We start from the raw sequence: 13,558 nt of genomic DNA, 5'->3' as shown, positions 1-13,558 counted from the left end.
CGTCCAAGGCCAGGGAGGCCAAGGACGGTGAAGATTTCCAAAACCCGGTATCCGGTGGATCGTAAGGCTGCTCCGCTTAAGTGAACAGCATTACGCCAATGGGCGGGGTTTGTCATGCGGCAAGAAGTGTTAGAAATCATTTTTGCTGCAGATTGCTGGCGATCATTCGGGCTTCTTGCGGACGTACAACACCAAGTTGTGATCGACCAGATCGTAGCCGTGACGCTTGACGATCTCCTTTTGCAGCTTCTCGATCTCCGGGTCGAAGAACTCAATGACGTCACCACTATCAACGCAGACCATATGATCATGGTGGCCGCCGTCTGCCAGCTCGAACACGGCATGGCCGCCATCGAAATTATGCCGAACCACGAGGCCAGCCGCCTCGAACTGGGTCAACACGCGGTAAACGGTCGCCAGACCGACATCCTCGCCGGCTTCCATCAAGGCCTTGTAGACGTCCTCGGCACTCATATGGCGCCGATCGGTGGTATCCAGCATCTGCAGGATCTTGACCCGTGGCAGGGTTACTTTGAGGCCAGCTTTGCGTAGTTCGCTATTTTCAACCATGGTTGGCTTTCTCGCTGCTGCTGTTTCGCAGCCTCCTTCAATACGGGTATGATCCGGGCTTTGCCCAGCCAAGATAGTGGAAGTCACCTACCGATGCAAAACACCAAGCTCATGCTGTCCAGCCTCACGCTAGTGGGCCTGTTCGCACTCGCCGGTTGTTCATTCCCCGGGGTTTACAAGGTCGACATTCAACAGGGCAATGTCGTTACGCAAGACATGATAGACCAGTTGCGCCCAGGAATGACCCGATCGCAAGTGCGGTTTATCATGGGTAATCCCCTGATCACCGATACTTTCCACGCCGACCGTTGGGATTATCTGTACAGCATCCAGCCAGGCGGTAGACAGCGCCAGCAGGAACGGGTCAGCCTAGTATTCAACGCTAACGACCAGCTCGCCGGTCTCGCAGGAGACTTCAAGCCCGGCGTTAGCCGTGACGAAGCCATTCTGGGGACCGATCTGCCAGCGAGCACTGAAGACCCCGTCAGCACTGAGCCTGAGGCAACCAAGCCAGGCTCCTTGCTCGAACAGATTCAGGGCGACGTAGACGCGGCCGAGCCTGTTCCGGTGCCGACTCCAGGCCGTCTGGAAACCGACTAGACATCAAACGAACATAAAAAAGTCCGGCATGCCGGGCTTTTTTTTCGTAGCACCTTACGGCCTAGATGGCTGACTCACCCGCTTCCCCCGCCTTGTTCTGCGCGGCCTTCGCCGCGCGCTGCTTGCGAACTTCTTTCGGGTCGGCGATCAGTGGCCGGTAGATTTCGACACGCTCCCCCTCGACCAGTGTGCGCTCTTCCGGCTTGGGCACCGCCTTGCCGAAAATGCCCAGCGGTGACGTGGCGAGATCTAGCCCCGGAAAGTAGTTGTCCATTCCCGAGCGTAGCGCTGCCTCACGGACGCTGGTGCCCTGAGGCACGGCCAAGCTCAGCAACTTCTGCTTGTCCGCCAGTGCATAGACGATCTCGACCGCAATCATCGGCTTATCCATACAGCTGCTTAGCCCTGTCGCAAAACGCATCGACCAAGGTATTGGCCGCCTGATTGAACAACGGTCCCAAGGTGGCACGGACCACAGGCCCGGCATAATCAAAGGTCAGATCAAGACTAATCTTGCAGGCCTTCTCTCCCAACGCTTTGAACTCCCAGACTCCATGCAAATGGCTGAAAGGCCCTTCTTCCAGCGACATTTCGATGCGTTTGCCCACCTGCAATTCGTTGCGTGTGAGGAAGCGCTGGCTAATGCCAGCCTTGGCCACGGTCATGCTTGCCTGCATCTGGGTTTCGCTGTTGGACAGCACCTCGGTCGCCGAACACCAGGGCAGAAACTGGGGATAGCTGGCTACATCGTTGACCATGTCGAACAGCGCGCGTGCCGGATAAGGCAGCAGCGCCGAACGTTGAATATGCGTCGTCATTCGATCCCTTCTACTTCGTCAGTCAAGAACAGCAGCTACGGCCAGAACCGGCAGCGGCTATCGAGAACAAGCATGAAAACTCAGATCCCAGTGGCGGAGCAGGTCCCTGAGCATGAACAAACGTAAAGATCGCCATTGTCGGGGATAAGCGCACCCCTCTCAAGTTTCGCACCGTCGCAGCATGAGGTTATCGCCAGCCGCAACGCGACTCCCTATAATGCGCAGCCTATGGCCAAACAGAAGAAACAGTCCCCCGGGACCATTGCGCTAAACAAGAAAGCGCTACACGACTACTTCATCGAACAGAAATTCGAGGCGGGCCTCGTTCTGGCCGGCTGGGAAGTGAAAAGCCTCCGCGCCGGTAAAGCGCAATTGGTAGACAGCTACGTCCTACTCAAAGATGGCGAAGCCTGGCTAATGGGCTGTCACATCACCCCGCTGACCACGGCGAGCACCCATGTGATTGCCGACCCGACTCGCACCCGCAAGCTGCTGCTGAACAAGCGTGAGCTGGGCAAGCTGTTCGGTGCCGTGCAGCAAAAGGGTTATGCCTGCGTCGCCTTGTCGATCTACTGGAAAAAGCACCTGATCAAGTGTGATATCGCACTGGGCAAGGGCAAAAAGGAATTCGACAAGCGCCACACCGAGAAAGAGCGTGACTCCGACCGTGAGATTCAGCGCGCCATGCGCACCAAGGGAAAGGAAGACTAAGCCTTTCAAATCACCGAGCGGGCCTGCCCCGCTCAGTCGACCGGCCTGCTTACTGCTTCTCAGCGCATCAGCCCTCTATAGACTTTTCCGACCGCCCCTGACGCCGCTGCGCACGCGCTAGGCGCTGAGCCTCTTGCTGGCCTTCCGCCAACACCTCTTGCACGTAGCTGATATGTCGATGGATGACGTCGCGCGCATCGTTCGCTCGACGGGCAATGATCGCGTCGTACAACTCCTGGTGCTGACGCATGAGCATGTCCCGCGTTTCGTTGCGCAGCGCGTACATACCACCGATGTTGGTCACCACGTTGCGCTTGAGCAGATCGAACAGACCACAGATGGTGTGCAGTAGAACCGCGTTGTGGCTGGCTTCGGCAATCGCCAGATGGAATCGCGCATCAGCAGCGCCCTCCTCGGCACGAGTGACCGTTCCCTCCCGCGCGTAGCAGTCCTGCAATGCCGCAAACGCTTCGCCGAGACGCTGCTGGTCGACCTCAGTCGCCCGCAATGCGGCGTAATAGGCGCAACTACCTTCAAGCGTATGACGAAATTCCAACAGGTCGCGCTGCGCATCAGCGTTGTTCTCGAGCAGATGCAATAGCGGATCACTGAAGGTCGAACCCAGCGACTCGGCAACGAAATTGCCACCACCATGTCGACTGATCAGTAAGCCTTTTGCCGCCAGCTTCTGGATCGCTTCTCGCAGGGATGGACGAGACACACCGAACTGTTCAGCGAGCACACGCTCGGCCGGCAGGCGCTCGCCGGCCTTGAGCGTGCCTTCGAGAATCATCGTTTCGAGCTGCTCGACAATGTTATCGGCCAGCCTCCGCTGACGCACCATTCCCACTTCCATCACGCCTCTCGATTGGTTTGACCACTGTATATGGAAAGCCAGCGTAGCCAGCCGCCTGAGCCTACGCAACAGCTGGTGCTGCGACCAAAGTCTATAGCTAGCTAATTGACGCAACGCCGACCGACCTCTTACGCTGGCCGGACTTCCATGTAAATTGGTAATACCACTTTACAAGCGGAAGTACCCAACAAGAAGAGGACTACTTCATGCGGTCTCCGTTTATCTGTTCATCACCGGTCCGCTCGGGCCCCCATTCGCTCAATTCGACCCTGGGAGCCTGACATGTCTAACGGACTGCTCGCCCTGTTTGCCTTCACCCCGATCCTGCTAGCCGCCGTTCTGCTGATCGGGCTGCGCTGGCCCGCCAGCCGCGCCATGCCGGTCGTTTTCTTGTTCACTGCCGCCATTGGCCTGTTCATTTGGGACATGAGCGTTACCCGCATCATCGCCTCGACCCTGCAAGGCCTGGTCATCACATTGGGGCTGCTGTGGATCATCTTCGGCGCGATCCTGCTGCTGAACACTCTCAAGCATTCGGGCGGCATTACCGCCATTCGTGCAGGTTTCACCACCATCAGCCCGGACCGTCGGATTCAGGCCATCATCATTGCCTGGCTGTTCGGTTGCTTTATCGAAGGTGCATCGGGATTTGGTACCCCCGCGGCGATTGCAGCACCGTTGCTGGTTGCGGTGGGATTCCCGGCCATGGCTGCGGTGCTGATGGGCATGCTTGTACAGAGCACGCCGGTGTCCTTCGGCGCAGTCGGCACACCGATCATCGTCGGCGTAAATAGCGGACTGGACACTGCGACCCTCGGTGCGCAGCTGGCCGCCCAAGGTTCCAGCTGGCCGATTTTCCTGCAGCAGATCACCAGTAGCGTTGCCATCACCCACGCCATCGTCGGCACCGTCATGCCGCTGATCATGGTAATGATGCTGACGCGCTTCTTCGGCAAGGAAAAAAGCTGGAAGGCCGGATTCGAGGTACTGCCGTTCGCACTCTTTGCCGGCCTGGCCTTCACTCTGCCCTACGTTGCCACTGGCGTGTTCCTAGGCCCCGAGTTCCCGTCGCTGCTTGGCGGCCTGGTCGGCCTGGCCATCGTCACCACCGCTGCTCGTTTCAATTTCCTGGTGCCGAAAACGAACTGGGATTTCGCTGACGCTAAAGACTGGCCAGCTGAGTGGATCGGCACCATCGAGATGAAGCTCGACGACCTGGCGGCGCGCCCGATGAGTGCTTTCCGCGCCTGGCTGCCCTACGTATTGGTCGGTGCGATTCTGGTCATCAGCCGCGTTTTCCCCCAGGTCACTGCCGCGCTGAAGTCCGTTTCAATCGGCTTTGCCAACATCCTTGGCGAGACCGGAGTGAGCGCCAGCATCGAACCGCTTTATCTGCCCGGCGGAATCCTGGTTGCTGTGGTGTTGATAACCTTCTTCATGCACAGCATGCGCGCCGCAGAACTCAAGGCGGCAGTAAAAGAATCGAGCGGCGTTCTGCTCAGCGCCGGTTTCGTGCTGCTGTTCACCGTGCCGATGGTGCGCATCCTGATCAACTCCGGCGTCAATGCCAGTGATCTGCCAAGCATGCCAATCGCCATGGCGCGTTATGTGGCCGATAGCGTAGGCGGCATCTATCCGTTGCTGGCGCCTTCGGTCGGCGCGCTGGGCGCGTTTCTCGCCGGGTCGAACACCGTCAGCAACATGATGTTCAGCCAGTTCCAGTTCGGTGTTGCGCAGTCGCTGGGTATCTCCGGGGCAATGATCGTAGCGATTCAGGCTGTCGGCGCTGCTGCCGGCAACATGGTCGCGATCCACAACGTGGTTGCTGCTTCGGCCACCGTCGGCCTGCTCGGCCGCGAAGGCATCACACTGCGCAAGACCGTTTGGCCTACCCTGTACTACGTGCTGGCCACCGGCGTGATCGGCATGATCGCCATTTACCTGATGGGCGTGACGGACCCACTGGTCGGCGTCTGATGTAATGCACGGACTCTGCCCCGATTGAACTCGGGGCAGAGTCGTTTGGAATCCTCCCTCTGGTCGCGCGATTCGCCTCGGCACTGGATCGAAGCGTCAGACTGAACAAGCCCTCTCGTCGTATACGAGAGCACCACGAGACCTACCTCGTTTCATTCGGTGAGAACACACGATGATCATCTCTGCCTCCACGGATTACCGCGCCGCCGCGAAACGCAAACTGCCGCCTTTCCTCTTTCACTATGTCGACGGCGGCGCCTATGCCGAGCACACCCTGCGGCGCAACGTCGAGGATCTGGCCAGCATCGCCCTACGCCAGCGCGTGTTGCGCAACATGTCGGAACTCAGTTTGGAGACCCAGCTGTTCGGCGAAACCTTGTCAATGCCGGTGGCCCTCGCCCCGGTCGGCCTGACTGGCATGCTCGCCCGCCGCGGTGAAGTCCAGGCCGCTCGCGCTGCAGACAAGAAAGGCATTCCCTTCACCCTGTCAACCGTATCGGTTTGCCCGATCGAGGAAGTCGCACCGGCAATCAAGCGGCCGATGTGGTTCCAGCTCTACGTGCTGAAAGACCGCGGCTTCATGAAAAACGCACTGGAGCGCGCCAAGGCCGCGGGCGTTACGACCCTGGTCTTCACCGTCGATATGCCGACCCCCGGCGCCCGCTACCGCGACGCGCATTCCGGCATGAGTGGCCCCAACGCCAGCATGCGGCGCATTTTGCAAGCCATGACGCACCCCTTCTGGGCTTGGGACGTTGGGCTGCACGGCAAGCCGCACGACCTCGGCAACATCACCACCTACCGTGGGCACACCACAGGCCTCGAAGACTACATCGGCTGGCTCGCGGCCAACTTCGATCCGTCGATCTCCTGGAAGGACCTGGAGTGGATCCGCGAATTCTGGGACGGCCCGATGGTGATCAAAGGCATTCTCGATCCCGAAGACGCCCGTGACGCCGTGACCTTCGGTGCCGACGGCATCATCGTCTCCAACCACGGCGGACGTCAGCTCGACGGCGTACTGTCCAGTGCCCGGGCGATGCCGGCAATTGCCGACGCGGTCAAGGGTGACCTGAAAATCCTGGCCGACTCGGGCATCCGCAACGGCCTCGATGTAGTGCGGATGATCGCCCTTGGCGCGGATACCGTGCTGCTCGGCCGCGCCTTCGCCTACGCCCTGGCGGTCGATGGCGAAGCGGGGGTGACCAACCTCCTCGACCTCATCGAGAAGGAAATGCGTGTTGCGATGGTTCTGACCGGCGCCAAGACCATCAGCGAGATCAGCGCCGACTCGCTGGTGCGCGAAGTGGACCACTATCAGACCAGCCGCCAGGTCGACTGACGTCTGGCTGGTTCCATCCAGAAGGCCGTGCGGCACACCGACGCGGCCCGCTTCTCCTACCGGAGCCTGAAAATGAACGCGCCTGCCGCTCTACCGACCGACTTTCTCGCCGCCGTGGAAAAGCTGATACCGGCTGAACGGCGCTTCGACGATCCGCTTTCGACGCTGGCCTTCGGCACGGACGCCAGCTTCTACCGGCTGATTCCCAAGTTGGTGGTACGGGTCGAGTCCGAGGAGGAAGTGGTGGGCTTGCTCAAGCTGGCGCATGGCGCGCGGGTGCCAGTCACCTTTCGCGCCGCCGGCACCAGCCTGTCCGGTCAGGCGATTTCCGACTCGGTGCTGATCGTACTGGGCGATAACTGGAACGGGCGCGAAGTTCGTAACGGCGGCGCGCAGATTCGCCTGCAGCCGGGCGTTATCGGCGCCAACGCCAATGCAATTCTGGCGCCTATGCAGCGCAAGATCGGCCCGGACCCGGCCTCGATCAACGCGGCCAAGATCGGCGGCATCGTCGCCAATAATTCCAGCGGCATGTGCTGCGGAACGGCACAGAACAGCTATAAAACCCTTGCTGGCCTGCGCCTGGTGCTGGCCGACGGCAGCGTAGTCGACAGCGAAGACCAGGCCAGCGTCGCGTTCTTTCGACAGACGCACGGCAACATGCTCGATCAGCTTGCAGAGCTCGGCCGCACCACGCGCGCCAACACCGACCTGGCTGCAAAGATTCGCCACAAGTACCGCCTGAAGAACACCACGGGCTTTTCGCTGAACGCGTTGGTCGACTATGACGAGCCGCTCGACATCCTCAACCACCTGATGGTCGGCTCCGAAGGCACGCTGGGCTTTATCAGCGCGGTGACCTACGACACCGTGCCGGACCATCCGCACAAGGCCAGCGCGCTGGTCGTATTCCCCGATGTGGAAACCTGCTGCCTGGCCGTACCGGTGCTCAAGCAACAGCCCGTCTCGGCAGTGGAACTGCTCGACCGCCGCAGCCTGCGCTCGGTAGAAAACAAGGCCGGCATGCCGGAATGGGTCAAGGCGTTATCGGCAGGCGCCTGTGCGCTGCTGATCGAGTCGCGAGCAGCCAGCCAGTCACTGCTGCACGAGCAGATCAATCTGATCATGACGTCGATCGCCCACTTCCCCGTGGAAAAGCAGGTCGACTTTAGCGAAGACCCAGCGGTCTACAACCAGCTCTGGAAGATCCGCAAGGACACTTTCCCCGCCGTAGGTGCGGTGCGCCAGACCGGCACCACTGTGATCATCGAGGACGTGACCTTCCCCATCGAGCGCCTCGCCGAGGGGGTTAACCGTCTGATCCAGTTGTTCGAGAAACACGCCTACAGCGAGGCCATCCTCTTTGGCCACGCTCTGGAAGGCAATCTGCACTTCGTCTTCACCCAGGGCTTCGACGATCCGCTGCAGGTCGCCCGCTACGAAGCCTTCATGCAAGACGTGACACAACTGGTTGCGGTGGAGTTCGGTGGTGCGCTGAAAGCCGAGCATGGTACCGGCCGTAACATGGCGCCTTTCGTCGAGTTGGAATGGGGTCACGAGGCGTACCAACTGATGTGGCAAATCAAGCGCCTGCTGGACCCGCAAGGCATCCTCAACCCGGACGTGGTGCTCAGCGAAGACCCGCAGATACACCTCAAGTACCTCAAGCCGATGCCGGCTGCCGACGAGATCGTCGACAAATGCATCGAGTGCGGTTTCTGCGAACCGGTGTGCCCGTCCAACGGACTGACCCTGACGCCGCGCCAGCGCATTGTCGTATGGCGCGATATTCAAGCGAAGAAGCGGGCCGGCATCGACACAAGCGAGCTTGAGCGACTCTACGACTACCACGGCGTCGAGACCTGCGCCGCGACCGGGCTTTGCGCGCAGCGATGCCCGGTCGGTATCAACACGGGCGATCTGGTTCGCAAACTGCGCGGTCGTAAGGCAGAGAGTACTCGCGCCGCCAGCTGGCTGGCCGAGCATTTCAGCACCGCCGTGCAAGGCGCACGGTTCATGCTGCATGTCGCCAACGGTGCACACCTGATGATGGGCACCCGCCTGCTGAGCAAGACCTCCGCAGCGTTCACCAACGCCAGCAAAGGTCGTGTACCGCAGTGGACGCCAGCTACACCGCAACCCCTCCAACGGCTTCATCTGCCCAAACCATCGACGCAGGACCAACGTCCGCGCGTGGTTTACCTCGCCGCCTGCGTTTCGCGAGCCATGGGTCCCGCAGCACGCGATCAGGAACAAGAGCCACTGCTCGACACCACCCGTGCACTTCTGGAGAAAGCTGGCTACCAAGTCGTCTTTCCCGATGAGCTAAACAACCTTTGCTGCGGCCAGCCATTTGCCTCCAAAGGCTACGCCGAACAGGCCGAACAAAAGCGTCAGCAAACGCTCGATGCCCTGCTCAAGGCCAGCCGCGGCGGGCTCGATCCGATCTACTGCGACACCAGCCCGTGCACACTGCGCCTGGTTCAAGACCTGGCGGATGATCGTCTGCAGGTTTTCGATCCAGTGCGCTTCATCCGCACGCATCTGATCGACAAGCTGGATTTCGAGCCCCAAGACGCGCCGATTGCTGTGCACGTCACCTGCAGTACCCAACACCTCGGCGAAGCCCAGGCCCTGATTGACATCGCACGCCGCTGCGCCAAGGAAGTGGTCGTGCCAGAAGGTATCCATTGTTGCGGCTTTGCTGGCGACAAAGGCTTCACCACCCCCGAGCTCAATGCCCACGCTCTGCGCAGCCTGAAAGACGCTGTGCAGATCTGCGAAGAAGGCATCTCCACTAGCCGAACCTGCGAAATTGGCCTGTCACAACATGGCGGGATCGACTATCACGGGCTGGTTTATCTGGTTAACCGAAACAGCCGGCCCAGAGCGGCTACAGCACAGGTATGAGAGGTTCTCAGCGCCGCAGCGGGCGCACATGAATGAAACGCTTCAGCGCAGCCGCAGTCGGAAGTTAGGAGCCCAGTTTCAACAGAGGCTCACCCGCCTCGGCGCCGCCGCGCAATTTGCAGAAACAGGCAGGCCCGCCGGGAAGTTAACTCCCTGGAGGACTTTATGAAGAAATTTGCCCTACTTGCCGCCGCTGCCCTGATCGCCAGCCCCGCCGTGTTCGCCGACGACAAGAACCTATGTCAGTTGAACATGCAGGAAATCGAAGACGACATGGCCACCAACAGTGCCACGCTCGGTGAGCCGGCTCGCAGCGAAGTTCAAGAGCTGATCAAGCAAGCGCGCCAGGCGCAGCAAGCTGGCGACGTCGAAAACTGCATCGTGCACACCACCCAAGCACTGCGCAGGCTGGAAGGCCCAGGCAGCTCCGGCAGCACAGGCACCAGCGGCACAGGATCGGGCACCGGTAACTGATACGCCCGCGAGGCAGGGCCGCCAGCAGTTGGCCCTGCCGATTCTCTGTTTACCCTTGAATTTCGACGAACCGCCCTAATCTAGGGAATCAAGCGTTCGACGCAGCCAGACCTTATGGCGTACACTGCGCAACACATGAGGCATGCGACACGCTTCATGGGGCCGATTAGGATTCGACGCCGGTAACAAAGCTCTAGGTGCATGCCGAGTTGGTAACAGAACTCGTAAATCCACTGTTGCAAACTTATAGTTGCCAACGACGACAACTACGAAGGGTACGCGCTAGCCGCCTAACCTTCATCTGGTCGCTTCGGCGCCAGCGGTCACTAGGGGATGCCTGTAAACCCGAAATGACTGTCAGATAGAACAGGATCGCCGCCAAGTTCGCTGCAGACGTAACGGCTAAAACTCATGCAGCTCGCTCCAAGCACCCTGCCAATCGGGCGGCGCGGAGTTAACTCAATAGATTTGGCTACGCATGTAGTACCGACAGTGGAGAGCTGGCGGACGGGGGTTCAAATCCCCCCGGCTCCACCAAATACCCTTCCCAGGAAGACCCAGAAAAGCCGTAAAGCCTAGAGAAATCAAAGCTTTACGGCTTTTTTGTTGCCCGCGTATTCCCACCTGATCCCATGGCATCCCACGGTTGACGGGGGCATATATGGGGGCATAAAACGCTCATCAGCTCGCTCGGAGAGGATGTGCCCCCAATGCCCCTGAAAGACACCAACTGCCGCAATGCCAAGCCTCAGGACAAGCCGTACCGCCTGTATGACGAACAGGGTTTGTATCTGGAAGTACAGCCGAACGGAGGCCGTTATTGGCGCTTGAAGTACCGCTTTCAGGGAAAGGAAAAACGCCTGGCTCTTGGCGTTTACCCTGAGGTCGGCTTGCAAGAAGCTCGGCGCAAACGTGATGACGCTCGTGTCCAACTTGCCAGCGGCCAAGATCCTTCGCTGCAAAGACGCATGGCCAAGGTGGTCAGCCAGCTCGACCACCAACACACCTTCGAATCGGTCGCGACGCAATGGCTCACTATTCGGGAGGGCTCTTGGGACCCGGAGTACACCCGCACGGTTAGGCAGCGCCTTGAACTCAATGCTTACCCTTGGCTGGGAAAGCTTCCGATTAGCAGCATCAGCACCCCCATGCTGGTCGAAAATCTTCAACGCATCATCAAGCGCGGCGCATCAGAGACGGCACGCCGTGTAGCACAGATCTACAAACAGATTTTCGAATTTGCCGAGGCTGCAGGCATCACACCATCCAACCAGATTGGGAATCTGTCGCGCACGCTCCCAACCAAGAGGGTAAAACACTTTGCAGCAGTGACCGATCCAGAAAAACTCGGCGAATTGCTAAAAGCCTTGGATAGCTACACAGGTACTTTGCCTGTTTGCTGTGCGCTAAAACTGGCACCTCTTCTATTCTGCAGACCTGGCGACCTACGACACATGGAATGGTCTGAGCTCAACCTGGATAGCGGCGAATGGATCATTCCCGGGCATAAAATGAAAGGGCTCACGACCACCAAGCTGGATCGACCAGATCATCTGGTTCCACTCAGCCGGCAAGCGGTTTCCGTGCTACGCGAACTTCAACCACTGACTGGCAAGCACCGTTATGTCTTCCCATCAGCCCGTGGCGGTGATAGACCGATGTCCAATAATGCAGTCCTCAGCGCCCTACGCCGTATGGACATCGGCAGCGACGAGATGACTGGGCACGGCTTTCGAGCGACAGCCAGAACCATCGGCGCAGAGGTACTGGGGTTTCGCCCCGACCTTCTGGAGCACCAACTGGCGCACACAGTCAAAAATCCGCTGGGACGAGCGTACGACCGAACCTCGTTTCTGCCTGAACGCCGCGACATGATGCAGCGTTGGTCGGACTACCTGGATGCAATCAAGGCCTGAATCTGCTGCCTCGACCAGCGACACCGGCCTCCCAGGTTGGGGGCTTGCACATCGCAGCATGATGATGCTAAAAAGATCTCACGGACGTTTATTGGACGTCACGGGATAACACCGCACCTAGGCGGTAAAGATTTGAGACCCATCGGCGCTAGCTGTGGACTCCAAAAAGCTTCAGGACCATATCGGCATTACTACGCCTGCGTCCTGAAACAAAAAACCATTTTCTGTTCTGGTCAGCCGTTCTGCAGGTGCGCCAGGCTCCCCCCGCTTCAGCTCATAGCTGAGCCGGATTAAAAATCCTCATAATAGGTTCTCCTGAAATTGCTGTCTTGCAGCCGGGAGAAAGCCGTTCCACATCCCTATAAAATTGCGTATCGCAGCCCTGAGGCCGTTGCGACGCCACAGCTTGAGCACTGAAAAATGGCACAACGTACCGCATCTGAGGTTGAGGAACTCCGATTTTTGCGTTTACCGGAAGTTGAAAAGGCTACTGGGAAAAAACGCTCCACCATTTACCGTGATATTGCCGCTGGCAGGTTCCCCGCGCCATATGATCTGGGCAGCAGCAGGTCAGTCGGCTGGCTCAGCACCGAAATATCTGCCTGGATCCTGAGTCGGCCGCGCGTACAGCTGCGTGGGGTGCATAACAATGACTAACGTACCATCCCCACTGCGCGCGCAGACCCAGTGGTTTCATTTGTTCAAGGCAATGGTCGATCACGGTGAGGTGGCCCGAATCGGACCCTACGCGTTTACGGTTTATGCAGTGATTAAGGCCCATGCCAATTATCACTCCGGCATAGCGTATCCGGGCATCGAACTGATCGCTGAAAAATCCGGCGTCAGCCCAGCACAGGTCAAACGTGCATTGGCAGTGCTCCAAGCAGCAGGCCTCATCACAAAGACAAAAACCGGCCGATCCAATCACTACACCCTACGCGAAAAGGTCCAGATCACTGAGGCCGACCTACCTCACACCGTAGCAACCTGGGACTACGTGCCAAGCCGTACTCAACATGCCGTTTCCGAGCTCAAAAAAACAATGCTCACCGGCGATTTCGCAGGCACTCAGATCCTGAACATCGAGCGCCTAAATATACAAATCAACCTGGCCGGAGGTAATTCCCAGGTCGAGGACACCCGAAGCATCGACCTAGATCAACTTGACCCCAGCATCGCCAAAACGCTACGCAAACATCTCAACCGGTCGCAATGAAGTTATACACAGCTCAGAGTGATACGCATCACTCTGAGCTGTGTGCGCACCTGAAGGGGCTCTCTCAGCGCCCAATCGAGGCTAAACCCAGCTCACCCTGAGCCACTAAAGAGAGTAGAGAAATAAACTTATAGAACAACCGGAAATGCGAGATGACATCCAGGGCTT

The 13,558-nt window shown here is 58.9% G+C and carries 13 protein-coding genes and 1 other RNA gene; 10 read left to right on the top strand and 4 right to left on the bottom strand.

All coding sequences use genetic code 11. The annotated features are described in order from the left end of the window. Positions 1 to 162 precede the first annotated feature (162 nt). Positions 163 to 570 (bottom strand): ferric iron uptake transcriptional regulator, encoded by a 408-nt coding sequence (fur, locus tag ACIGHL_RS21565; RefSeq protein ID WP_045429745.1) that lies wholly within the window; start codon positions 568 to 570, stop codon positions 163 to 165. 93 nt (positions 571 to 663) lie between these two features. Here fur and ACIGHL_RS21560 point away from each other — a divergent pair, with 93 nt between their 5' ends. Next, positions 664 to 1,170 carry an outer membrane protein assembly factor BamE gene (locus ACIGHL_RS21560; protein ID WP_046162841.1) on the top strand — a complete coding sequence of 169 codons (507 nt, stop codon included), beginning with the start codon at positions 664 to 666 and terminating at the stop codon, positions 1,168 to 1,170. Between the two features lie 61 nt (positions 1,171 to 1,231). On the opposite strand, the gene ACIGHL_RS21555 is transcribed toward ACIGHL_RS21560, so the two are convergent. Both ACIGHL_RS21555 and ACIGHL_RS21550 read right to left on the bottom strand, forming a co-directional pair. Further along, positions 1,232 to 1,561, bottom strand: coding sequence for an RnfH family protein (locus tag ACIGHL_RS21555; RefSeq protein WP_128122009.1), 330 nt, complete (start codon positions 1,559 to 1,561; stop codon positions 1,232 to 1,234). Further along, on the bottom strand, positions 1,554 to 1,988 hold the full coding sequence (locus ACIGHL_RS21550) for a type II toxin-antitoxin system RatA family toxin (RefSeq protein WP_045429753.1): 435 nt from the start codon (positions 1,986 to 1,988) through the stop codon (positions 1,554 to 1,556). Before ACIGHL_RS21550 ends, ACIGHL_RS21555 begins: the two co-directional genes overlap by 8 nt. Positions 1,989 to 2,216: 228 nt before the next feature. On the opposite strand from ACIGHL_RS21550, the gene smpB reads away from it, so the two are divergent. Next, positions 2,217 to 2,699, top strand: a complete 483-nt coding sequence (gene smpB, locus ACIGHL_RS21545) for an SsrA-binding protein SmpB (protein WP_019340344.1) — start codon at positions 2,217 to 2,219, stop codon at positions 2,697 to 2,699. A 67-nt stretch (positions 2,700 to 2,766) separates the two neighbouring features. Here the strand turns inward: smpB and ACIGHL_RS21540 are convergent, their stop codons facing one another. Further along, positions 2,767 to 3,555, bottom strand: a complete 789-nt coding sequence (locus ACIGHL_RS21540) for a GntR family transcriptional regulator (RefSeq protein ID WP_128122010.1) — start codon at positions 3,553 to 3,555, stop codon at positions 2,767 to 2,769. Between the two features lie 282 nt (positions 3,556 to 3,837). On the opposite strand from ACIGHL_RS21540, the gene ACIGHL_RS21535 reads away from it, so the two are divergent. The 8 genes from ACIGHL_RS21535 to ACIGHL_RS21500 all read left to right on the top strand — a co-directional run bounded on the left by ACIGHL_RS21535 (position 3,838) and on the right by ACIGHL_RS21500 (position 13,390). Beyond that, positions 3,838 to 5,532, top strand: coding sequence for an L-lactate permease (locus tag ACIGHL_RS21535; protein ID WP_128122011.1), 1,695 nt, complete (start codon positions 3,838 to 3,840; stop codon positions 5,530 to 5,532). A 172-nt stretch (positions 5,533 to 5,704) separates the two neighbouring features. Next, positions 5,705 to 6,874, top strand: coding sequence for an FMN-dependent L-lactate dehydrogenase LldD (gene lldD, locus ACIGHL_RS21530; protein ID WP_128122012.1), 1,170 nt, complete (start codon positions 5,705 to 5,707; stop codon positions 6,872 to 6,874). A gap of 72 nt (positions 6,875 to 6,946) precedes the next feature. Next, the gene (locus tag ACIGHL_RS21525) at positions 6,947 to 9,784 is read left to right on the top strand and encodes an FAD-binding and (Fe-S)-binding domain-containing protein (protein WP_216706966.1); all 2,838 of its coding nucleotides are present in this window, start codon (positions 6,947 to 6,949) and stop codon (positions 9,782 to 9,784) included. A gap of 165 nt (positions 9,785 to 9,949) precedes the next feature. Continuing rightward, positions 9,950 to 10,258: a PA2433 domain-containing protein gene (locus ACIGHL_RS21520; RefSeq protein ID WP_045429768.1), complete on the top strand. Its 309-nt coding sequence runs from the start codon at positions 9,950 to 9,952 to the stop codon at positions 10,256 to 10,258. Between the two features lie 158 nt (positions 10,259 to 10,416). Next, positions 10,417 to 10,795, top strand: a transfer-messenger RNA (tmRNA) gene (gene ssrA / locus ACIGHL_RS21515). Positions 10,796 to 10,968: 173 nt separating this feature from the next. Beyond that, positions 10,969 to 12,174, top strand: a complete 1,206-nt coding sequence (locus ACIGHL_RS21510; RefSeq protein WP_446697732.1) for a tyrosine-type recombinase/integrase — start codon at positions 10,969 to 10,971, stop codon at positions 12,172 to 12,174. A 420-nt stretch (positions 12,175 to 12,594) separates the two neighbouring features. Further along, positions 12,595 to 12,831, top strand: coding sequence for a helix-turn-helix transcriptional regulator (locus tag ACIGHL_RS21505; RefSeq protein WP_446697731.1), 237 nt, complete (start codon positions 12,595 to 12,597; stop codon positions 12,829 to 12,831). Beyond that, on the top strand, positions 12,824 to 13,390 hold the full coding sequence (locus tag ACIGHL_RS21500; RefSeq protein ID WP_446697730.1) for a helix-turn-helix domain-containing protein: 567 nt from the start codon (positions 12,824 to 12,826) through the stop codon (positions 13,388 to 13,390). The genes ACIGHL_RS21505 and ACIGHL_RS21500 overlap by 8 nt, the downstream gene beginning before the upstream one ends. Positions 13,391 to 13,558 lie beyond the last annotated feature (168 nt).

This window comes from Pseudomonas sp. NPDC077451 (assembly GCF_044543345.1).
Taxonomy (GTDB): Bacteria; Pseudomonadota; Gammaproteobacteria; order Pseudomonadales; family Pseudomonadaceae; genus Stutzerimonas.
Note: the sequence above shows the minus strand (reverse complement) of the source record. Positions and strands in the feature narration are given on the sequence as shown.

Bases quoted from the DNA above. Each gene is read 5' to 3' on its own strand.
- ACIGHL_RS21505 (WP_446697731.1), top strand. From the start codon at position 12,595: ATGGCACAACGTACCGCATCTGAGGTTGAGGAACTCCGATTTTTGCGT.
- smpB (WP_019340344.1), top strand. From the start codon at position 2,217: ATGGCCAAACAGAAGAAACAGTCCCCCGGGACCATTGCGCTAAACAAG.
- lldD (WP_128122012.1), top strand. From the start codon at position 5,705: ATGATCATCTCTGCCTCCACGGATTACCGCGCCGCCGCGAAACGCAAA.
- ACIGHL_RS21500 (WP_446697730.1), top strand. From the start codon at position 12,824: ATGACTAACGTACCATCCCCACTGCGCGCGCAGACCCAGTGGTTTCAT.
- ACIGHL_RS21510 (WP_446697732.1), top strand. From the start codon at position 10,969: ATGCCCCTGAAAGACACCAACTGCCGCAATGCCAAGCCTCAGGACAAG.
- ACIGHL_RS21520 (WP_045429768.1), top strand. From the start codon at position 9,950: ATGAAGAAATTTGCCCTACTTGCCGCCGCTGCCCTGATCGCCAGCCCC.
- ACIGHL_RS21525 (WP_216706966.1), top strand. From the start codon at position 6,947: ATGAACGCGCCTGCCGCTCTACCGACCGACTTTCTCGCCGCCGTGGAA.
- ACIGHL_RS21560 (WP_046162841.1), top strand. From the start codon at position 664: ATGCAAAACACCAAGCTCATGCTGTCCAGCCTCACGCTAGTGGGCCTG.
- ACIGHL_RS21540 (WP_128122010.1), bottom strand. From the start codon at position 3,555: ATGGAAGTGGGAATGGTGCGTCAGCGGAGGCTGGCCGATAACATTGTC.
- ACIGHL_RS21550 (WP_045429753.1), bottom strand. From the start codon at position 1,988: ATGACGACGCATATTCAACGTTCGGCGCTGCTGCCTTATCCGGCACGC.
- fur (WP_045429745.1), bottom strand. From the start codon at position 570: ATGGTTGAAAATAGCGAACTACGCAAAGCTGGCCTCAAAGTAACCCTG.
- ACIGHL_RS21555 (WP_128122009.1), bottom strand. From the start codon at position 1,561: ATGGATAAGCCGATGATTGCGGTCGAGATCGTCTATGCACTGGCGGAC.
- ACIGHL_RS21535 (WP_128122011.1), top strand. From the start codon at position 3,838: ATGTCTAACGGACTGCTCGCCCTGTTTGCCTTCACCCCGATCCTGCTA.